The organism is Myroides gitamensis, assembly GCF_029894455.1.
Classification (GTDB): Bacteria; Bacteroidota; Bacteroidia; order Flavobacteriales; family Flavobacteriaceae; genus Flavobacterium; species Flavobacterium odoratum.
On sequence record NZ_JARYHN010000001.1, the window covers coordinates 3,607,756 to 3,628,837 of the forward strand.

Consider the following 21,082-nt stretch of genomic DNA (forward strand, 5'->3'; position numbering starts at 1 on the left):
AGTTTCAAGGTCATTTCTGATGTTTTTTTTATCTTTACGACTATAACAACAATTACAATGAATAAAAAAACGATCCAATCATGGGTGTTGACGGCAGTTTTATCTGTTATTACAGCGTCAACTACTGTTGCACAAGACAATCTTGTTAATGCATTAAAATTAAACGCAAGTGATAAAAGCAAGGAGCTTTTTCAGTTTAAGCCAGTCGTAGATATTGAAAATACATCAATTAAAAATCAAGGATCTTCAGGAACATGTTGGAGCTATTCTGCCAATTCTTTCATCGAATCAGAGATGATGCGTATGGGGAAACGCCCTGTAGAGCTTTCACAAATTTATTCTGCGCGTAATGCTTATATTGAAAAAGGAAAAATGTACGTGCGCATGCAAGGTGCTGTAACCCTAGGAGATGGTGGAGCGTTTCACGATGTGATGAATATGTATCGCATGTATGGAGCTGTACCACAGGAAGTATATACAGGATTAAACTACGGAACAAAGAAAAACCAATTCGGTGAAATGGCTGCCATCCAAGAAGGCGTGTTAAAAGCAGTGGTTTCAAATCCAAATGGGAAATTAACGCCAAACTGGCAAAAAGCTTATACTGCTGTTATTGATGCGTATTTAGGAGAGGCACCAACGAAATTCAAATGGGAAGGGAAAGAGTATACACCGCAAACCTTTGCAAGCGAAGTAGTAGGAATTAATCCAGAGGATTATATCGAAATTGGTTCAGATATGAACTACCCATACTATGACAAATTTGTGTTATTAGTACCTGATAACTGGGCATTTGATCAAGTGTACAACGTACATGTAAATGAAATGACGGATATTATTGATTTAGCCATCAACAATGGATTTACTGTTGCTTGGGGTGGAGACGTAAGCGAGAAATATTTCAGCTGGAAAAATGGTGTTGCCTATGTTCCTGAAAAGGATTGGGATGATATGAATGAGGAGGAGCGCAAAGAGATTTTCAACGGACCAAAACCAGAGCGTACAGTAACTGCTGAAATGCGTCAAGAAGCCTTTGACAACTATTCAACAACAGATGATCACGGAATGCATATCGTTGGAATTGCAAAAGATCAACAAGGACGCGAGTTCTATATTGTGAAAAACTCTTGGGGAGTTTCAAATGACCACCAAGGCTATATGTACATGTCAAAAGAGTATGTAAAATACAAAACGACAGATTTCATGGTACATAAAGATGCTTTATCTAAAGACATGAAAAAGAAATTAAAAATCTAAAAAAAAGAAAGCTATGGAAATTGTATTACGAGGATTAGAACAAATGCTAGAGTCCATGTGGCAAGCAATACCCAAAGTATTGTTGGGGCTGGTTATATTGGGAATAGGATCTTATTTAATCAAACTCGTTTTAAAGTTAATTCTCAGACGCCTTGAAAAAAGGGACGTAGAATTATCCTTAAGAGGGTTTTTATTAAGTGTGGTAAAAGCTACGTTATATATCATTTTATTGATTATTGTAGCAGCAACGATGGGATTCCAAGTGGCGGGTATTGCAACTATTTTTGCTTCTGCCAGTTTGGCGATTGGTTTGGCTTTACAAGGAAGTTTGTCGAATTTCGCTGGGGGTGTTCTGGTGTTATTGTTCAAACCTTTTAAAGTAGGGGATTATATCTCCAATCCAAGTGGTACGGAAGGAACAGTAGAGCGAATTGACTTACTGTATACCACATTAACTAGTGCAACAGGATTGAAAATATTCAGCCCGAATGGACCTTTGGCAAACTCAGTAATTACCAATTATTCAGAGATTACATCCAGACGCTATGATTTCATAGTAGGGATTAATTACTCGGATAATATTAAGGAAGTACAGACGATTATCTTAGGAGCTTTAGCTAAACATCAAGCCGTATTACAAACACCGGAACCTATTGTTTTCGTTACGAATTTAGGTGAAAGCGCTGTAGACTTAAATGTGCGTATGTGGATTGGAAAAGCCGATTATTGGAATACAGTTTATGAAATCCAACAGGTTGTAATCGGAGCTTTAGATCAAGCAAATATTGAAATACCATTCCCACAAAGAGAATTGCATATTGTTTCGGATAAAACGAAATAGGTTGTTGGAGAGGGTTATGAGGTTATGGGTTGAAAGTTATGAGTGATGAGTGACCTTAAAAATAAAAAAAGACCTCCTTGGAGGTCTTTTTTTATGCAAAGTGCTTCTTGTTCTACATTAAGTGTTTTTGGTGGATTTCCAGGTATTTTTGGTATAGAAATAATAAGAATTAATACCAATAATGTTATGAATAGTAGAACAAGAATTAATTTTGACGATGTTGCTTTTTTATTGATTGATCACCAAAGTGGTTTATTTCAAACAGTAAAAGACATTGAAGTACAAACATTGAGAAACAATGTAATTGCATTAGCCAAAACGGCAGCTTTGGAAAACATTCCAGTTATTACAACGGCATCAGAACCAAAAGGACCTAATGGACCTTTAATGCCTGAAATCCACGCCCTTGTTCCGCATGCGCAATATGTAGGAAGAACAGGAGAGGTAAATGCTTGGGATACAAAAGCATTTGTTGATGCGGTTAAAGCAACAGGAAAGAAAAAGTTAGTTATCGCAGGGGTATTGACCAGTGTATGTGTGGCTTTTCCTGCTATTTCTGCTGTAGCAGAGGGGTTTGAAGTATTCGCAGTCATTGATGCCTCTGGTGATATGAGCCCTTTATCTACACAAGTTACCATGAGTCGCTTACAAATGGCAGGAGTAATTCCTATTACAACAGCTGCAGTAATTAGCGAAGTTTTAAAAACATGGAATAAAGATCAAGCAATTGCTTATCAGTACGCACAAATTTTGTCGTTAGTCATGCCTAATTATCAGGCCTTGATGGAAAGCTATCAAAAAGCACAAGAAGTAGCTTTAGAAAAATAAGCGTAAGCAAAATAAAAAAGACCTCTTTTGAGGTCTTTTTTTATATTCTTAACGGTCACTCATAGTAATCCCTAACCCCTAACCCTAATCTCATAACCCATAACTATTCTCACCACCTCACCCTCTATCTCATGGGCTTATATTTGTTTTCGTATTCGATGAATCTACACTGCGTTCCGATTTCACCCTCTCATCGCCTCACAACCCTTCACCCATAACTCATAACCATCACACCATCTCATCATCTCACCATTCACTCACAACCTACTCAATCACATAATCCTTGTATTCCTCTGCAATTTGATCAAACAAGTTCAGTAACTCCGTTACATCATCTGTAGTAACCAATTTCAAGCGATGAGGTTTAAAACTGTGGATTCCTTTGAAGTAATTCGTATAGTGACGACGCATTTCTACGATCCCCAAGCGTTCTCCTTTCCACTCCATAGACCAGATTAAATGGTTTTTAGCCGCTTCTAAGCGATCTTTCATCGTTGGAGGAGCGAGTAGTTCACCCGTTTGGAAATAATGCTTTATTTCGTCAAAAATCCAAGGATAGCCAATTGCAGCACGACCAATCATCATACCGTCCAAGCCAAACTTCTCTTTGTATTCTAAGGCCTTTTGAGGGCTATCAATATCTCCATTTCCAAAAATGGGAATTTTAATGCGCGAATTATTTTTAATACGCTCAATATGCGTCCAATCAGAATGTCCTTTATACATCTGTGAACGAGTTCTTGCGTGAATCGTCAAGGCTTGCACCCCAACGTCTTGTAAACGTTCAGCTACTTCATCAATGTTGATAGACTCTTCATCCCATCCCAAACGCGTTTTTACCGTAACAGGCAATGACGTACTATTGACTACAGCTTTGGTTAAGCGAATCATCAAGTCAATATCTTTTAATACTCCCGCACCAGCGCCTTTGGAAACAACTTTCTTTACCGGACAGCCGAAGTTGATATCTACTAAATCGGGACGAACAGTCTCCACAATACGCGCAGACATCGCCATGGCTTCTTCATCACCACCAAAAATCTGAATACCAACAGGACGTTCATAATCAAAAATATCCAACTTCATCTTGCTTTTCATTGCATCTCGAATCAATCCCTCTGAGGAAATAAATTCTGAATACATCAAATCCGCGCCGTGTTTTTTACACAAACGACGAAAAGGAGGATCACTCACATCTTCCATAGGAGCCAAAAGAAGCGGATGATCAGGTAGTTCTATATTGCCAATTTTAATCATAATCGTTTTCGATATTTCCTGCAAAAGTACAATATTTTATTTTTTCGTCTTTTAGAACTTTTTACCGAAGATAATTATAACCAAAAACGAATTAAAACTCAAGGATTCCGTATCTTTAAACCTTTATAGCACAAAACGACATGAGATTAAAAGCTTTTGAATTGACCCCTTTCCATATTGAATTTTCTTTTGATAAGATCAAAGAAGAATTGATAAACTTTATCGCAAAAGAAGATGGAAACCCTTATAAAAAAGCTTATTATGAAGATTTGTTGTTGCGAGCGAATCAGCAGTTGTTAATCGATATTGAAGCCATTGAAGAATCTCCTTCGAATGGGACGGAGGCGTTAGTAAAGGAGCTGTTCGATGTTATTTTTCCCTCGGCTTTATCGGATAATGAAATTAAAGCCGTATCCATGCCCTTTCAAAATATTATGTTTAATCACACGAGGCGATTCAAACAAATTATTGAAGATGCGGGTGGGAAGTACAACGGAGAAATTAGAAATTTCAGTCAAAATGAATACTATGTCGCTTGTTGTTGTATCATCATGAACTACTACTTCAAGGCGACTTTTGATTTGACACAACCGCTATTTATTGAATTACCTGATAAACGCGGGATTATTCGATATTATCGCGTGTTGTATAATGCAGATTTTGTTGAATTAGTGCCAAGAGAAAATGCGGTAATGCTCACGCAAAAAGATATTGAATTGTTGCAGGACAATTATGATGACTTTGAATTATGGCAGCGTTATTTTCCTCAAAAAAGCTGGAACCTCAAAGGATTCGGATTATTGAGTCTGGTCGATGTGACTTTTGAAAATGCCCTTTCTCTGTTGAAAGAAAGTTTCTTGAAAACCGAGTTGCAACGCAAACCCTTAGGCGATTTTGTCAATCAGTTGTTTAGCTCTATTTTTAAATTACCTGATCTGAAAGTTGGATTAACGGTGCTTCAAGGGGATAAAACCACACAAATGGAGCTCAAAAATGTCATGATTGTGCATAGCTATTTGCTTAATGAAGATCAAAGTCAAATTGTAATCTCCGCACAAGCATACCGCCGTTTGATGGTGCAAAAACAATATTTTAGTATTTCTGATGTGGCAGAAGAAATACACAACGATGAACACCGTGAAATGTGTTTGAACCTGTTGGAAAAAGGGGTTCGAAGCTGCTTGTTTAGCCCAATTATTACCTCGACAGGTATTGAAGGAGTGTTGGAAATTGTATCCAGTAACCCACGTGATTTACACAGTGTCAATGCACAAAAATTGAATGAGCTGATGCCAATCATCTCCGAAACCATGGAACGCGTAAGGGCAGATGCCTTGAATCACATTGAGGCGATTATTCAACGCGAGTATACTACGATTCATCCAAGTGTATACTGGAAATTCTTAGAAGAGGCACAGAAAAACTATATTGACAGTGTAGCAGATCGAAACTATATCTTAACTCCGATTGTATTTCCAGACGTATTTCCGTTATATGGGGAGATTGATATCAAAGGATCTAGCCAATTGAGAAATGAGGCGATTCAAAAAGATTTGCGTTCACAGTTGGATCAATTGATTTACTTATTGGATGATTATGCCAAAGAAGTAGAAAATATTTTATTAGAAAAACACCGTTTGAAACTAAAAGCCTATAATAAACAAGTGAAGAATCACTTTTATTCTGGACTTGAACAGCGCATTCAAACGTATATTCGAGAAGAAATACACCCTTTGTTGCAAAAGGAGAGCTACCTTTTCAATACAGAGCGATTGAATACGTATTTCGGTTATGTTGATTATGAACTGGATGTGTATTACCGTTATCGAAAAGTATTTGACAAGCAAATAGGACGTATTAATAAATGCTATTCCGATATTTTAGATAAGCGACAAAAGGAGGCTCAAGTTGTGTATCCACATTATTATGAGCGATTTAAAACAGATGGAGTAGAGCACAATATTTACATTGGCGATTCGATTTGCCCGGATCGCGCATTTGATATTACCTATTTACAAAACCTGAGATTGTGGCAATTGCAGGTGATGGCAGAACAAATGTGCATTCACTATCGCAATAATATTCAAGACGAAATCCCAATGGATGCAACGTCCCTTATTATGGTGTATGACGCTTCCTTGAGTATTCAGTTCCGCATGGATGAAAAACGCTTTGATATTGATGGATCCTATAATACTCGCTATGAGATTATCAAAAAGCGACTAGATAAAGCCGTTATTCAAAACTCAGAGGAACGCATTGTACAACCGAAGAGCATTGCTATTGTATTCGCTTCTCATGCAGATCGCGATGAGTACATGGCGTATATCAAGTATTTACAACAAGTAGGACTCTTGCAATCGGAGATTCAAGCTTTTGAGGTGGAAGACTTACAAGGGGTTGCAGGTCTTATTGGTCTTCGTGTTTTAGTGAATCTCAATTACAATTTAGAGGATCTCGATTATCAACAACTCATGGTTAATTTCCTTAGAAACCAATACCTTTAAAAGCAAGTACGAAAGCAATTACAGATGCTAATATACCTACGGTGAAGATGGTATAGGTAATGCGCAATAAAGTGTATTTTCTATTCAGTACTTTACCGAGGTAATATAAATCAGTAGTTAACGCTTCGTAAATATTTTCTTCTTTGCGGATGAGGTCTCTCAAGGTTTTGTAATACTGATCTAAAGGCATTTTGTGAAAAGAACCAAAGAACAGTAAATTTACGGTGTGATTATCAAGCTCTTCTTGTGAAAAAGTACCCGTAGTTACTTTAGGTCTTGTAGACATAATAGCAAAAATAATAGTGGCCACACTAAAGAAAACCAAAGTAAATGTAGGGCCAATTAAATGCGCATTAGAAGGGCTATCTAACTTTGGAATTAAAGTAGATAAGCAAATCGAAATGATGATGGCATTGACCGAAAGTAAAATATTCGCCTTGCGATCGGCAATGGCACTCAACTGAGTGTGATTGCGTAAAGTGGTGCGGAATAGCGTATCAATGGATCTAAAATGTTCTTTCTTTTCTGTTTTCTTCTTTTTCTTTTTGTCCTTCTCAATACGTTCTGCGATACTAAAAATATTCTGTTGCTTTTTAGGTTGCCAGTATTGACGCGCATAGTCTGTATAAAAACGATGCTTATATAATAAAAAGTTTAAATTCTGTTGATTCCATTCCTCCTGAGAATAGGTTAGGTTACAAGTACACGCCATTTCTTGCAGTAATAAATCACTGATTTCAATGTAGTCACTATCTGCAAGATGAGAGAAATCTGCATCTTTAATGATACATTCTAAAAGATTGGCTGGGATGTGTTCTAATTTAGTAGCTAGAATTAAGGCTTTGATACTTTGAATATCTTCGGCTTCAATTCCTTGTTCTTGTAAGAAAGTTTCGGCAATTAATGCCCCATGTTGTTCGTGTTCTGTACAAGATTGCGTATAGCCAATGTCGTGAAACCAAGCAGCATACCTTAAATTTAAGGCATCTCTTTCACTTACCGCTACATTTTTCAATATTTCCTCTAAACCATTCACTACGCGTGTAGTATGTTGGAAATTATGGTAGGTATATTGTCGTGATAATGTATCTTTGTATAGTTGAAAGATATATTCTTCAACTTTTTGTAAAATAGTCATAGCAACCCTCTTTTGATGTCTAAAAATATGAAATTATTTAGTCAAAATCCCGATAAGCGTGTAAAAATTAAGCCTGTGGCTTATTTTCTTCTTTTGATCTTCTCGTATTCATGTGCAACTTTAAGCCCTCAACAGCGAAGTGGTAAGACTCCGATTGCAGAGATAGAACGCAAGAACAACGATAAAATTGTACATACCTATTATTTTGTAGGAGGTTTGTTAGCTGCGAAATCGCAAGAAGAACAAGCCCATTTAGGACAGTTGACGCAAGTATTTAAACAGGCCGATAAAAAATCGACCTTGGTTTTGTTAGGAGATAATATACAAAAAAAACAGCTCAAAAACGAAGAAGATACGCAGTTGCGCACTGCCGTTGATTGGGCGAAGCAATTTAGTGGGGAAACCGTTTTTATCAATGGTGAAGCGGAATGGAAAAAAGGATATGAGGGAATCAAAGATATCTCTAAGTATTTGACTGCTAATTTAGAAGATAAAAAAGCACTGTTACCGCGTAAGGTTTGTGGATTTGAGCGATTGAAAATCAACGATGAAACCGTATTGATTGTGGTAGACAGCCAATGGTATTTGGAAAATTGGGATCAACAACCCAATATGAACGAGGACTGTGACATCAAAACAAGAGAAGATTTCTTTGATGAATTAAGAGGAGAAATCAACAAAAACCAAAATAGAATTGTGGTTTTGGCGCTGCACCACCCAGTGTATAGCACTGGAAATCACGGAGGATATTTCTCTTTACAGGATCATTTGTATCCTTTTGAGAAGAAGGTTCCTCTACCTGTTTTAGGTTCATTGATTAATTATACGCGTGCGGTTTCGGGAATCAACACCCAAGATTTACAGAGTAAAAAGTACAATGCACTGAACAAACGCCTGCAAACAATGGCGCAAATGTATGACAATGTTGTACTCGTTTCGGGGCATGAACGCAATATGCAATACCATGAAAAAGAAGGGGTGAAGCAAATTGTTAGTGGAGCTTTAGGCGATTTATCTCCAGCTAGAGCGATTGAAAAAGGGAGTTTTTCTGCAGGGCAATTAGGCTATGCTGCTTTGGAAATAGGCGCTGATAAAAGTGCAGTTGTTCGTTTCTATGCTTTCGAAAATGGACAGCATAAACCGATTTGGGAACAACAAATTTTTCAACCAGAACAAGAAGTAATTTCTTCTTTTGGCGCACCTACAATGGAAGCAAAAGTAACTAGTGTTTATCCAGAAAAATGGACTCACAAAAGTGGTTTCTATCGTTTTCTGTGGGGAGATCATTATCGTTCAACTTATGGGCAACCGATTCTTGCGCCAATTGGAAATTTAGATTCCCTTAAAGGAGGTTTAAAACCATTAATCTCAGGGGGAGGAAATCAATCATTATCCCTGCGTTTAGAAGATAAAAACGGCACACAATATGTCATGCGTGGTGTGCGAAAAAGTGTGTCTCGTTTTTTGCAGACAGCCGTATTTCGAGATAATTATGTGATGGATTCGTTTGATGATACGTGGGCAGAAGGTTTTATCTATGATTTTTATACCACAGCACATCCTTATACGCCTTTTATTATTGGTGATTTATCCTCTAAAGTGGGTATTTATCACACCAATCCAGAACTGTATTACATTCCTAAGCAACAAGCACTAGGTGTATTTAATGGCAAATATGGGGATGAATTGTATATGATTGAAGAGCGTCCAAGTGAAGGACATGAAGAAGAGAGTTTTGGAAATGCAGCGAAGATTATCAGTACAACGGATGTGATTGCCAATTTGAGAAAAGATGAGAAATATGCGATAGATGAACCCATGTATTTGCGTGCTCGAATTTTTGATATGTTGATTGGCGATTGGGATCGACATGGAGATCAGTGGAGATGGTCCGAGTTCAAAGAAGGGGATAAAGTGATTTACCGTCCTGTACCAAGAGATCGAGATCAAGCATTTGCTAAAATCGACGGGGCGTTGTTATCGTTAATTAAAAAGTTGCCGATGTTGCGCCACATGCAAAATTATACCACAGATTTTGCGCATCCCCGTTGGATTAACCATACGGCATTTCCGTTGGATCAATACTTGTTGAAATCTACAACAGAAGAAGATTGGGTTGCACAAGCGACATCCATCGTTCAGGATTTAGATGATGAAAGTATTGAAGCAATCTTTGCGAAATTGCCTAAAGAAGTACAAGGAGAAGATGTGGAACACATCAAATATGTGTTGAAAGAACGCAAGAAAAAAATAGCAGATTTTGTACCAAAGTATTACCGCGAATTGCGCAAATATGTGATGTTATCGGGAACAGATAAAAAAGATACGTTTATTGTGAACCGCAACCAAGATGGGACGGTTCATTTGGTTCAAGTAAGAGATAAAAAATCAGGGAAAGAAACGGTATTCGAAAAAACGTATGATCCAAAGGAAACGAAAGAAATTTGGATTTATGGATTGAATGACGAAGATACTTTCCTGGTGCAAGGAAGTGAAAAAGCAAAAATTAAGCTGCGTTTAATTGGAGGAAAAAACAAAGATACCTTCCAAATCGAAAATAGTAAAAAAGTGGTTGTTTACGATTACGCAGATAAGCAAAATGAATTAACGCAGGTAGGTGAAAAAACGAAACACTATTTCACTAACCGCTATGATTTAAATAATTTCAATTACGAGAAACTGCCTTTAACGGTGAATATGTTGTTGCCTAATGTTGGTTATAATCCGGAAGATGGAGTGAAGTTAGGTTTTTTATATTCGTCTAAACGTTCTACTTTCGTTCAAGACCCTTATGCGGCTAAGCACACAATTAAAGGGTTCTATTCGTTTAATACCAAAGGAGTAGAAGCAGAATATGCAGGGCATTTCCCGAATGCAACAAACAACTGGGGATTCACCTTAAACGCAAAAGCTACGAGTCCTAATTTTGCTGTGAATTACTACGGAATAGGAAACGAAACGCATTATTTTGATAAAGAAATGGGGGATGAATATAAGCGAGTGAGAATCCAAAGTTATGCAATAGCACCAGGATATAAGTTTCAAGGCAAAAATGGAGATTCGTTTGAATTCAATGTAGAGTATAAAGCGATGAAGGTGCAAGAGAAAGCCAATCGCTTTATTACGAGTAGTCCGGATTTAGTGGATCAAAAGGTTTTTGACTTCCAGCAATACGGAACCATTCAGGCAACCTATGATTTCCAACAGTACAACAACGTTGCTAATCCAACCAAAGGATTTGCTTTCCATACAACCTTGGGTTGGAGAACGAATTTAGAAGACAGCAAGCAAAACTTCCCGTTCTTAGATGCAAAAGTAAGTTTCGCCCATTATTTAGAGCGCAGTGAGCGTTTGATCTTGGCGACGAATTTTACGTATCAAACGCGATTGAATTCCAATTACGATTTCTACCACGGAGCTACGATTGGTGGAAATACAAATTTAAGAGGTTTTAGACCTGAGCGTTTTACTGGAAAAACATCATTTGTACAAACGACTGATTTGCGTTTTAATGCAGGGCAGTTCACAGCTGGATTTATTCCAATGTCTTATGGTGTATATGCTGGTTTCGATTATGGACGTGTGTGGACACCAGAAGAAAGTTCTTCCAAATGGCACAATGCATACGGAGCAGGATTATGGGTCAATGCAATTGAACAAGCAACACTACATTGCTCGTATTTTTACAGTAAAGATAGAGGCCGATTTGTCTTTGGCTTAGGATTTGGGTTTTAATTGATTCAAGTCTAACTTGTAAATCTTACCACCCGATTTCTTTTTTACTTCATCGGAAATATATAACGTGCTGTCATCTCCAAAGGTGACAGCTTCTTTTTGTGTATCGTGGTGTAATTTGTGCTCTTCAATTTTACCATCCAAAATAGCATTGGGATTGAAGTTGTCAATCACCCAAAGTTTGGTATGTGATAATAACACAAATGTCTTTTGATCAGGGCTAATTGCAGCACCTGTAATAGCACAATGTTTATATACATTACAACCTCTAAAGGTCTGTACGTATTCCGCTTGATGATGCCCTGCTACATTGGGAATTTTATAAACCAAGGAAGTACCGTCAAATGCTTTACTTCTATTTTTAGTAAAGAGATAAAAGTGATCATCATAGAAAAAGAAAGCTTCTGCATCGTAGAAAAGTTCCGTTGTTTTAGGCGGAAATTCTTTTTGCTCTGGATAGTCAAAGGTGATGACGTAAGCTGCCTCCGTTTCCTCGTTTTGAAGTTGATCTTTGTTGATTTTGATAATCTGTAAGTTTTTACGGGTGTTTTTGTTATTGCCAAAATCACCAATGTATAAATTACCTGCCGGATCAGAGGCTAATTCTTCCCAATCGTTGTTTTTTTGATTTTTCACTTTTAAGGTATGCATCACATGACCTAAGGAATCAATCTGATATAATTCGCTTTTGTTTCCACTGTCTTGAAGTACCCAAAAAGAACGGGATTGCGCGTCGTAAGACATGCCTGAAACTTCTTTTAAATAGGGCGGAAGTATTGCGAAATCTTGGACAAGATCACTCTTTTGACTACAGCTTACAAAAGAAGAAAAGACGAATAAAAGGGCAGGGAAATATTTTTTCATGTTAGCGTAAATTTTTGTACTCTAAATTACGTAAAAACTTTAAAGTAAACGAATGAATGAGCGGGATTATTGTCGCAAGATAAAAGAGAATTTTAGAAGCCGATAGGGGGATTCGTTGCATGGATCGGACAAACGGTAAAAAAAACGTATAACTTCTCGTGATTAAAAGTGAATATCACGTCAAAAAATTCAAACTTTAAAGTATATTTGCAAAATATAGGTGTATTGTTTGTAATTGAAATAAAACGAAAGCCTTACAACTTAGATCAGGGGGTTAAGAAGTCCTATTTCTTCTGACTTTTTTACTTTATTGATCTTATAATAATGGATATAACCAAGATGAAGAACATTAGAAACTTTTGTATTATTGCTCACATTGACCATGGTAAGAGTACGTTAGCAGATCGTTTGTTAGATGCTACACAAACGGTAACTGCACGTGAGCAACAAAATCAGCTTTTGGACAGTATGGATTTGGAGCGTGAAAGAGGGATTACAATTAAATCTCATGCCATCCAAATGGAGTACGTATACAAAGGCGAAAAATATATATTGAACTTAATTGACACACCAGGACACGTAGATTTCTCTTACGAAGTTTCTAGATCTATTGCGGCTTGTGAAGGTGCGTTATTAATTGTTGATGCGGCTCAGAGTATTCAGGCACAAACAATTTCAAATCTTTATTTAGCTTTAGAGAATGATTTAACGATTATTCCAGTATTAAATAAAATTGACTTACCAAGTGCAAACCCTGAAGAAGTAAGCGACGATATTGTAAACCTATTAGGTTGTGATTACGAAGAAATTATTCCTGCTTCTGGTAAAACAGGATTAGGAGTTGAAGAAATATTAGCAGCAATTATCGAAAGAGTTCCTGCGCCAAAAGGAAATGTAGAAGAACCTTTACAAGCCTTAATTTTCGATTCAGTATACAATCCATTTAGAGGGATTGAAGTAATCTTCCGTGTAATTAATGGAAAAATTACAAAGGGTCAGAAAATTAAATTTATGGCTACAGGTAAAGAATACTTTGCGGATGAAATTGGTACGTTGAAATTAAATCAAGTACCGAAACAAGAAATCTCAAGTGGAGACGTAGGGTATTTAATTTCTGGTATTAAAGAAGCTAAAGAAGTAAAAGTAGGGGATACCCTTACAGATGCTAAGACGCCAACACAAAACATGATTGAGGGATTCGAAAACGTAAAACCAATGGTATTCGCGGGGATTTATCCTGTAGATACAGAGGATTACGAAGAATTGCGTAACTCAATGGAGAAATTGCAATTGAACGATGCTTCTTTGGTTTTTGCGGCTGAGAGTTCTGCTGCATTAGGATTTGGTTTCCGTTGTGGATTCTTAGGAATGTTGCACATGGAGATTATCCAAGAGCGTTTAGAGCGTGAGTTCAATATGACGGTGATTACAACGGTTCCCAACGTATCGTATTTAGCGTATACGAAGAAGGACCCAGAAACACCAGTTGTAGTTAACAACCCTTCGGATTTACCAGAACCATCAAAATTAGAACGAGTAGAAGAGCCTTATATCAAAGCAACAATCATTACAAAAGCGGACTTCGTTGGTCCAGTAATGAGTTTGTGTATTGAGAAACGCGGAATCATCACCAACCAAACGTATTTAACAGAAGACCGTGTAGAGTTGATGTTTGATATGCCATTGGCGGAGATTGTATTTGATTTCTATGACCGTTTGAAAACAGTTTCGAAAGGATATGCTTCTTTTGACTATTCGCCAATTGGAATGCGTACGTCAAACTTGGTAAAAGTAGACGTGATGCTGAATGCAAACGTAGTGGATGCACTTTCTGCTTTAATGCACGCAGATAATGCATATCACATTGGAAAGAAAATGTGTGAGAAATTAAAAGAATTAATCCCACGTCAACAGTTTGATATTCCAATCCAGGCGGCAATTGGTGTAAAAGTTATCGCGCGTGAAACAGTAAAAGCGTTGCGTAAAGACGTTACAGCAAAATGTTATGGAGGAGATATTTCTCGTAAACGTAAATTACTAGAAAAACAAAAAGCAGGAAAGAAACGTATGCGTCAAGTAGGTAACGTGGAAATCCCGCAAGAAGCTTTTATGGCTGTATTAAAGTTAAACGACTAAAACGATTATTCGTTCGATATAAAGACTATCTCATCTTGGGATAGTCTTTTTTTTGTATAAAATAAGTGAACCATCGATAAAAAGCTATGAAAAAATCAATCGTAATGTTGTCTCTATTCGCTTTATGGGCGTGTAAAGACACCGAACAAAAACCAGTTGAAAAACTAACGGAAGCAGTAGAACAGGTCAAGGTAGAAGAAGCGGAAGCTCCTGTGACGAAAACCATTGTAGAGAAAGAGGAGAAAAAAGTAATCGACCTTTTATTGCCCATGTACTACGACAAGGATTTCCACGAAGAAGAAGTGAAACAGATGAATGATTCTTGGTTGGCTCTGTTAGTGGAGGGGGAGCAATTTAAAGTTCAACGCATCAAGTATGAAAGGCTTGAAATGAAAAATGAATGTACAGAATCAGATACAATCGGTGTTTTTCCACTAGATGAAGAACTAGAACCACTATTCTTTTTCAGTGATACCAAAGCTATTTTGAAAGGGAAAAAGGAGTCATTAGCGATACTGAAAACACCACTTTGGCCGGGTGAGCCTCAAACCTATGTTTTTAAGGGTAAAACGTACGTTTTAAGAGCCGAAGGTAAACAAGTGGACTCGTATGTCTATACGGATGATTCAGAGGTGGAAAAGACCTATAAGAAGTTTGACAACTACAAGTTGTATGTAAGTGTTGATGGAGGAGGAGAGCAATTAGTACTCGATATTCCAAGTTTCAATGACACCTTCGTTCAATTGTTGTTTGTTGGTGATTTAGATGGGGATGGTAATTTGGACTTTATTTTTGATACTTCTGAGCATTATGAACAAAAACAAATGGAAGTGTACCTTTCAAAAGGAGCCAAACACATCCTCTATTTAGCTGGAATGTCTAGCGTAGATTTTAGCTGCTAAAAGCAGAAATAAAAAGGATAAAAAAAAACCTCTTGAACTTCAAGAGGTTTTTTTATGGATTTATTTTTTAGTAAAATCACCTACGTAAATGGTTGTGAATTTTGAAGGTTGCAAGTATTTCTTAATTGCAGCATTCACTTGTTTTACGGTTAGCTTGTCAATCTCTGCATTTAACTTGTCGAAATCGTTGAATGGTGTATCATACATCAAACGCATATTCGATAAAGTTAGCAAGTAATTATCACTACCTAAATTCGTTTGTCTTGAGTTTTTCCAGCTCGTTTTGTTTGCTTTTAATTCGTCCTCTGTAATTCCATTGGCAACTAATTTAGCAAACTCATCGTTGATTGCTGTTTCTACTTCCGTGCGTTTAGTCGGATTTAAGAACGCATAAATCATCCAGCTTGAATTGTCATTTTTTACATCATAAGGAATAGACAAAGAAGTACCAGCACCATAGCTAATTCCTTCTTTTTCGCGTAGACGCTGTGGAATACGAGCTGTCATGAATCCTCCTCCCATTACTTCATTTGCAAACGTTAAAGCTGCATAATCAGGGTTTGTTCTGTTCATTTGGAAGTTTAAACTACCCACTGCAGCCGCATTTTCTTTGTCCGGTGTTTGGATAATTTCTTTCCCTTGTTTTGTAGCAAAGAACGTAGGATAAGCTCTTTCAAATTTTGCTTGGTTGTTCCATTTTCCTAAAACAGATTCTAATAATCCTTTCGCTTCCGCTTGATCTTGGATACCAATTACAGTAGCAACTCCATTGTTAGCGCCAAAGAATTTACTATAGAAATCTTTGATCTCTGGAATAGTAACCGCTTTGAAACCATCGATATCTTCTTGTGTAGAAGACGAATAGAAAATACTTCCCTTCGCTTCATTTGATGTCATTTTTGACAATTTATTGAAAGCAACGGTCTGAGGATCATTTAAGTTTCCTTCTAAGTACGTCGTGTATTCTAATTTTATTTTCGTCAATTCACTTTCTGGGAATACCGGATTCTTCAATACATCATTTAAGATATCCATTGTTTCTTTGATTGTATTGCGGTAAGACGAAACAGAAATCATAATGTTTTGTCCAGCAAAACGAATAGAAACACTTGATTTCAATAAGTCTAACTTATCTTTAATTTCTTGTTTTGATAAGGTTTTTGTTCCTGCAGTCAACATAGATGCAGCAAGTGATCCGATGTATTGTTTGTTGTGTAAATCTTTTTGATTTCCAACTGGAATTGAAATAGAGATATTTACTTTTTCTCCTTTCAAATCCTTGTCAATAATACCGTATTTCATTCCATTGCTTAATTGACCAGAAGTATAATTCTGCTCTAAATTAGCGATGGTAGGAGCAAATTCTCTAATGTCGTGCGATTTTTCTTTCCCCTCGTAATCTTTTACTAAGGTATTGATATCCGCATTTAAGAATTCAGCTGGTTTTACTCTTACTTCGTCTTTGGTTGGGATAAATAAACCTACCGTACGGTTGTTGTCTTTAAAGTATTTTTTCGCTACGCGCTTAATGTCTTCTAACGTTAAGTTTTCAACATTATCACGGTGTAAATACCCTAGACGATAATCTCCTGAACCGATAATTTCCGTTAAGTTGATTGCGGTACCAATGGTATTATTTTGTAGGGATTCAATATCTTTTAAAAGGCTTGTTTTCGCACGATCAAGATCTTCTTGTGTATAGTTGATATCGCCAATTTTTGCTACTTCTGCTTTGATTTCAGCTAGCGTTTTTACTTGGTCTTTATCATTTGGTACGTCGAAGTTGAATAGCATAAAACTAGCATCTCTAACTGTTGGACTAAAGGCCCAAAGTGAAGATACTTTTTGCGTTTCTACTAAGGCTTGGTGTAAATACCCCGATGGATCGTTGTTTAAAATATGTTCTAAAGCTTCTAAGGCAGCAAAATCTTTATCTGCATAAGATGCAGTGTGATAAGCCATCTGGATGTGTTTACTATCTCCATTGCGTTTTACTTCAATGTATTTTTCTCCGTCTTGAGCGGGTTCTACCGTTAAAATTTCATCCAATACGCGAGTAGGCTTAGGAATAACAGAGAAGTATTGTTCAATAAATCCAATTGCTTTGGCTTCGTCGAATTTACCTGCTACTACTAAAACAGCATTGTCTGGTTGGTAGTATTTCTCGTAAAATCTGCGTAGTTGAGGTGTTTTTACGCGTTCAATATCTTCTTTTGATCCAATTGTACTTAGACCGTAGTTATGCCATAAATAAGCCGTATTAACTGTGCGTTCCATTAATACGCTTGTTGGATCGTTTTCTCCAATCTCAAACTCATTGCGCACAACTGAAAATTCTTTATCTAAATCTTCTTGTAAAAGGGTAGCATTGATCATACGATCAGCTTCCATTTCTAAAGCCCAAGATAAGTTCTCATCTGTAGAAGGGAATACTTCATAATAATTTGTTCTGTCGTAGTACGTCGTACCATTGGCAGCTCCTCCTTTATCTGAAAGCATTTTCTTGATGTCTCCTAAGTTTTTAGTGCTTTTGAAAAGCATGTGCTCTAATAAGTGAGCCATCCCTTTTTCACCATATCCTTCGTGTTTGGAACCTACTTTGTAAACAATGTTTACGACTAAATTGTTTTGGGAAGCATCGGGAAGTAATAAAACCTGAAGGCCATTGCTCAGTTTGTATTCTTTAATGTCCTCCACTTGTTTTACAAAAGCGGCTTTACTCTTTTGTTGGGCTACAGAGAAATTGGTAAACCCAATTGCACTAGCTAGTACAAGCGTGTAAAAAATTCTTTTCATTTAAATTGTTTTATAATAATTTGGGTTGTAAATATTAGTTGGCTTGATATCTGTCATACCAATCGTTAAAGATTAGTAGTTGTTTTGATTTTTTTGTTACTCCTTAACAAATATTTAGGTTTTTAGGTGTGTTAACTAGGTATAAAAAAAGCACTTAGCGTTAGCTAAGTGCTCAATGATTTTATTTAGAAAAACAAGGATGAACGGATTAGTACTTGTTTTTATACTCGTTAAAATAATGCAACAAGGTTTGTTTATCCGTATAGCCTGATTGTTTCCATAAGAGTTTACCTGCTCGAAATAATAGTAACGTTGGTACTCCTCTCATGTTGTATTGGGTACTGTATTGCGCCGTTAGCGCTTGATTTTTATCTACGTCAATTTTGATAATTGTAATCTCATCTTGTAGTTGAGCTTTTACGTCTTCTAATACGGGGTCCTGCATTTTACAAGGACCACACCAAGTAGCAAAAAAGTCGACCAGTACAAATTGATCCGATTGAATTAACGTTTCAAATTTTGTCATCGTTTTTATTTTAAATTGGAAGAACAAGTAGAGGTACAGCTGTTGTCTGCTAAAGCAATACCTGTATTTTTAATCGCGCCAAATCCGCCAATTACATCAATCATATTGTGGTATCCTCTTGCTTTCAAGATAGAAGCCGCAATAAGTGAGCGATATCCTCCCGCACAGTGAATGTAAAAATGACCAGTTGTTGGGAATGTCGCTAAATGATCGTTTAAGAAATCTAACGGGGTATGGTTGAGGTTTTTGTAATCAATATGAGCAGCATCGTATTCTCCTGGTTTTCTTACATCAAAAATAGAGATATCTCCTGCTTTCATCGCTGATTCTAACTCATCCGCCGTTACTTGTTGAATGGTGTCATATTCTTTACCTGCATTTTTCCATGCGTTAAAACCACCAGCTAAATAACCTAACGAATTGTCATAGCCCACACGTGATAAGCGAATGATACATTCTTGTTCGCGTCCTTCAGGAGCAATGATTAAAATAGGTTGTTTAATATCTGTGATTAATGCTCCTACCCATGGGGCAAACTGTCCATCTAATCCAATAAAAATAGATCCTGGGATATGTCCTTGTGCAAAATCAGCAGCTGATCGTACATCGAGTAATAAAGCACCAGATTCATCTGCTAACACCTCAAAATCATTGGGTTGTAAAGCTTTATTGTTATTGATGATATTCTCCACGTCGTCGTATCCTTCTTTGTTTAATTTTACGTTTAATGGGAAATAAGCAGGAGGGGGTAATAAACCATCCGTTACCTCTTTGACAAACTCAGCTTCCGTCATATCTGCACGTAACGCATAGTTGGTTTGTTTTTGGTCCCCTAGTGTTCCTACCGTTTCTTTGCTCAAGTTTTTTCCACAAGCAGATCCTGCTCCATGCGCTGGATAAACAATAACATCATCCGCTAAAGGCATGATTTTATCGCGTAAACTGTGGTATAACGTAGCGGCTAATTGTTCTTGTGTTAAACTAGCCGCCTTTTGTGCTAAATCAGGACGACCTACATCACCTAAGAAAAGCGTATCACCTGTGAAAATAGCATGATCTTTCCCGTTTTCATCTTTTAATAGATAGGTGGTACTTTCCATGGTATGCCCTGGTGTATGTAGTGCTGTAATCGTAATATTCCCCAATTTAAATACTTCGCCATCTGTAGCAATATGTGCTTTAAATGTTGGGTTAGCATTTGGTCCATAGACAATCGGAGCTCCTGTTTTTTCAGCTAAAGTAACGTGTCCACTCACGAAATCAGCATGAAAATGCGTTTCGAATATGTATTTGATTGTCGCTTGATCCTTTGTCGCTTTGTCTACGTATTGTTGTACTTCACGTAGGGGGTCAATAATAGCAACTTCGCCATTACTCTCTATATAGTAAGCACCTTGTGCTAGACATCCGGTATAAATTTGTTCTATCTTCATAAGTCGTGTTTATTTTTAATTGATATAGTAAAAGTAAGAAGATGTTTTGAATTGTGCTGTAACCTAAGTTACAAACTAGAAAAACACTTCTTTGCTAAAAATGTATAAGGCCATTAGTAATACAAAATAGCCAAATCCTTTTTTTAAGTTATGATCTGGGATATAACGCGTTAGAAATATCCCCAGAAATATTCCAACGATGGAAATTGCACTGAATATCAGTAACAAGTTCCAATCCAAAAGCGGATTGCTAACATCGCCTAAAAAACCGAATAACGATTGAATCGCAATGATAAATAAGGAGGTACCCACCGCTTCTTTCATGCTTACATTAGCAAATAAAATCAAGGCTGGAATAATTAGAAATCCTCCACCAGCGCCTACGGTTCCTGCAACTACTCCAATGAGAACTCCTTGTAGGATCAATTGAATTTGCTGAGGCTGGGATTGCGTTTGGGTTATGGCTTTTGGGCGAATCATTTTCATAGCGGATGCAAACATCACGAGGGCAAAGAGCACCATGAGTATTAAATTCTTGGATAGATTTAATGATCCAATAGCAATCGTATCAGGAACTAAAGGCAATACATACGCCCGCATCACATAAACGGCCAGTAGGGAAGGGATACCAAAGAGCAAGACCAACTTGTAGTTTACCTTGCGATTAATGGCATTCTGTACGCCTCCAACTAGAGCCGTTGAGCCAACAATGAATAGCGAATAGGCGGTTGCTAAAAAAGGTTCTATTTTTAAAATATACACCAAAATAGGCACCGTTAAGATAGATCCTCCACTGCCAATTAAGCCAAGTGAAATACCAACTAAAAGGGCTAATGCGTAACCGACAAATGCTATATCCATA

At 37.1% G+C, this 21,082-nt stretch carries 14 protein-coding genes; 7 read left to right on the plus strand and 7 right to left on the minus strand.

What is annotated here, in order from left to right; genetic code table 11:
• Nucleotides 1-57 precede the first annotated feature (57 nt).
• Genes M2306_RS16000 through M2306_RS16010 form a run of 3 tightly spaced genes read left to right on the plus strand, consistent with a single transcriptional unit; the run spans nt 58 to nt 2,926 of the window.
• Complete coding sequence (locus tag M2306_RS16000) at nt 58-1,257, plus strand: C1 family peptidase (RefSeq protein WP_172462200.1); 1,200 nt, start codon at nt 58-60, stop codon at nt 1,255-1,257.
• Nucleotides 1,258-1,270: 13 nt separating this feature from the next.
• The gene (locus tag M2306_RS16005; protein WP_259190310.1) at nt 1,271-2,098 is read left to right on the plus strand and encodes a mechanosensitive ion channel family protein; all 828 of its coding nucleotides are present in this window, start codon (nt 1,271-1,273) and stop codon (nt 2,096-2,098) included.
• Between the two features lie 45 nt (nt 2,099-2,143).
• Nucleotides 2,144-2,926 (plus strand): isochorismatase family protein, encoded by a 783-nt coding sequence (locus tag M2306_RS16010; RefSeq protein WP_498882900.1) that lies wholly within the window; start codon nt 2,144-2,146, stop codon nt 2,924-2,926.
• A gap of 264 nt (nt 2,927-3,190) precedes the next feature.
• Here M2306_RS16010 and dusB read toward each other — a convergent pair whose 3' ends face one another.
• Nucleotides 3,191-4,183 (minus strand): tRNA dihydrouridine synthase DusB, encoded by a 993-nt coding sequence (gene dusB / locus M2306_RS16015; protein ID WP_259190343.1) that lies wholly within the window; start codon nt 4,181-4,183, stop codon nt 3,191-3,193.
• 140 nt (nt 4,184-4,323) lie between these two features.
• Between dusB and M2306_RS16020 the strand changes: the two genes are divergently transcribed.
• Nucleotides 4,324-6,690: a hypothetical protein gene (locus M2306_RS16020; protein ID WP_259190304.1), complete on the plus strand. Its 2,367-nt coding sequence runs from the start codon at nt 4,324-4,326 to the stop codon at nt 6,688-6,690.
• Here M2306_RS16020 and M2306_RS16025 read toward each other — a convergent pair.
• Nucleotides 6,671-7,828, minus strand: a complete 1,158-nt coding sequence (locus tag M2306_RS16025; protein WP_259190303.1) for a Pycsar system effector family protein — start codon at nt 7,826-7,828, stop codon at nt 6,671-6,673. The two genes, M2306_RS16020 and M2306_RS16025, sit on opposite strands and share 20 nt — an antisense overlap.
• 27 nt (nt 7,829-7,855) lie before the next feature.
• Between M2306_RS16025 and M2306_RS16030 the strand changes: the two genes are divergently transcribed.
• Complete coding sequence (locus tag M2306_RS16030) at nt 7,856-11,563, plus strand: ShlB/FhaC/HecB family hemolysin secretion/activation protein (RefSeq protein ID WP_259190302.1); 3,708 nt, start codon at nt 7,856-7,858, stop codon at nt 11,561-11,563.
• On the opposite strand, the gene M2306_RS16035 is transcribed toward M2306_RS16030, so the two are convergent.
• Entirely contained in the window at nt 11,546-12,427 is an 882-nt protein-coding gene (locus tag M2306_RS16035; protein WP_115091872.1) for an SdiA-regulated/phytase-like domain-containing protein, read from the minus strand. The genes M2306_RS16030 and M2306_RS16035 overlap by 18 nt on opposite strands.
• A 339-nt stretch (nt 12,428-12,766) precedes the next feature.
• Between M2306_RS16035 and lepA the strand changes: the two genes are divergently transcribed.
• Entirely contained in the window at nt 12,767-14,563 is a 1,797-nt protein-coding gene (lepA, locus tag M2306_RS16040) for a translation elongation factor 4 (protein ID WP_115092785.1), read from the plus strand.
• 86 nt (nt 14,564-14,649) lie between these two features.
• Entirely contained in the window at nt 14,650-15,465 is an 816-nt protein-coding gene (locus M2306_RS16045) for a hypothetical protein (RefSeq protein WP_259190294.1), read from the plus strand.
• A gap of 60 nt (nt 15,466-15,525) precedes the next feature.
• Here M2306_RS16045 and M2306_RS16050 read toward each other — a convergent pair whose 3' ends face one another.
• The 4 genes from M2306_RS16050 to M2306_RS16065 all read right to left on the minus strand — a co-directional run bounded on the left by M2306_RS16050 (nt 15,526) and on the right by M2306_RS16065 (nt 21,081).
• Complete coding sequence (locus M2306_RS16050; protein WP_259190293.1) at nt 15,526-18,261, minus strand: M16 family metallopeptidase; 2,736 nt, start codon at nt 18,259-18,261, stop codon at nt 15,526-15,528.
• A 208-nt stretch (nt 18,262-18,469) separates the two neighbouring features.
• Nucleotides 18,470-18,787, minus strand: a complete 318-nt coding sequence (trxA, locus tag M2306_RS16055) for a thioredoxin (RefSeq protein ID WP_002987872.1) — start codon at nt 18,785-18,787, stop codon at nt 18,470-18,472.
• A 5-nt stretch (nt 18,788-18,792) separates the two neighbouring features.
• Nucleotides 18,793-20,220: an MBL fold metallo-hydrolase gene (locus tag M2306_RS16060; RefSeq protein WP_259190288.1), complete on the minus strand. Its 1,428-nt coding sequence runs from the start codon at nt 20,218-20,220 to the stop codon at nt 18,793-18,795.
• Nucleotides 20,221-20,295: 75 nt separating this feature from the next.
• Nucleotides 20,296-21,081 (minus strand): sulfite exporter TauE/SafE family protein, encoded by a 786-nt coding sequence (locus tag M2306_RS16065; protein WP_259190287.1) that lies wholly within the window; start codon nt 21,079-21,081, stop codon nt 20,296-20,298.
• Nucleotide 21,082: the final 1 nt, after the last annotated feature.

Bases quoted from the DNA above. Each gene is read 5' to 3' on its own strand.
- M2306_RS16000 (WP_172462200.1), top strand. From the start codon at position 58: ATGAATAAAAAAACGATCCAATCATGGGTGTTGACGGCAGTTTTATCT.
- M2306_RS16005 (WP_259190310.1), top strand. From the start codon at position 1,271: ATGGAAATTGTATTACGAGGATTAGAACAAATGCTAGAGTCCATGTGG.
- M2306_RS16010 (WP_498882900.1), top strand. From the start codon at position 2,144: ATGAGTGACCTTAAAAATAAAAAAAGACCTCCTTGGAGGTCTTTTTTT.
- dusB (WP_259190343.1), bottom strand. From the start codon at position 4,183: ATGATTAAAATTGGCAATATAGAACTACCTGATCATCCGCTTCTTTTG.
- M2306_RS16020 (WP_259190304.1), top strand. From the start codon at position 4,324: ATGAGATTAAAAGCTTTTGAATTGACCCCTTTCCATATTGAATTTTCT.
- M2306_RS16025 (WP_259190303.1), bottom strand. From the start codon at position 7,828: ATGACTATTTTACAAAAAGTTGAAGAATATATCTTTCAACTATACAAA.
- M2306_RS16030 (WP_259190302.1), top strand. From the start codon at position 7,856: ATGAAATTATTTAGTCAAAATCCCGATAAGCGTGTAAAAATTAAGCCT.
- M2306_RS16035 (WP_115091872.1), bottom strand. From the start codon at position 12,427: ATGAAAAAATATTTCCCTGCCCTTTTATTCGTCTTTTCTTCTTTTGTA.
- lepA (WP_115092785.1), top strand. From the start codon at position 12,767: ATGAAGAACATTAGAAACTTTTGTATTATTGCTCACATTGACCATGGT.
- M2306_RS16045 (WP_259190294.1), top strand. From the start codon at position 14,650: ATGAAAAAATCAATCGTAATGTTGTCTCTATTCGCTTTATGGGCGTGT.
- M2306_RS16050 (WP_259190293.1), bottom strand. From the start codon at position 18,261: ATGAAAAGAATTTTTTACACGCTTGTACTAGCTAGTGCAATTGGGTTT.
- trxA (WP_002987872.1), bottom strand. From the start codon at position 18,787: ATGACAAAATTTGAAACGTTAATTCAATCGGATCAATTTGTACTGGTC.
- M2306_RS16060 (WP_259190288.1), bottom strand. From the start codon at position 20,220: ATGAAGATAGAACAAATTTATACCGGATGTCTAGCACAAGGTGCTTAC.
- M2306_RS16065 (WP_259190287.1), bottom strand. From the start codon at position 21,081: ATGGATATAGCATTTGTCGGTTACGCATTAGCCCTTTTAGTTGGTATT.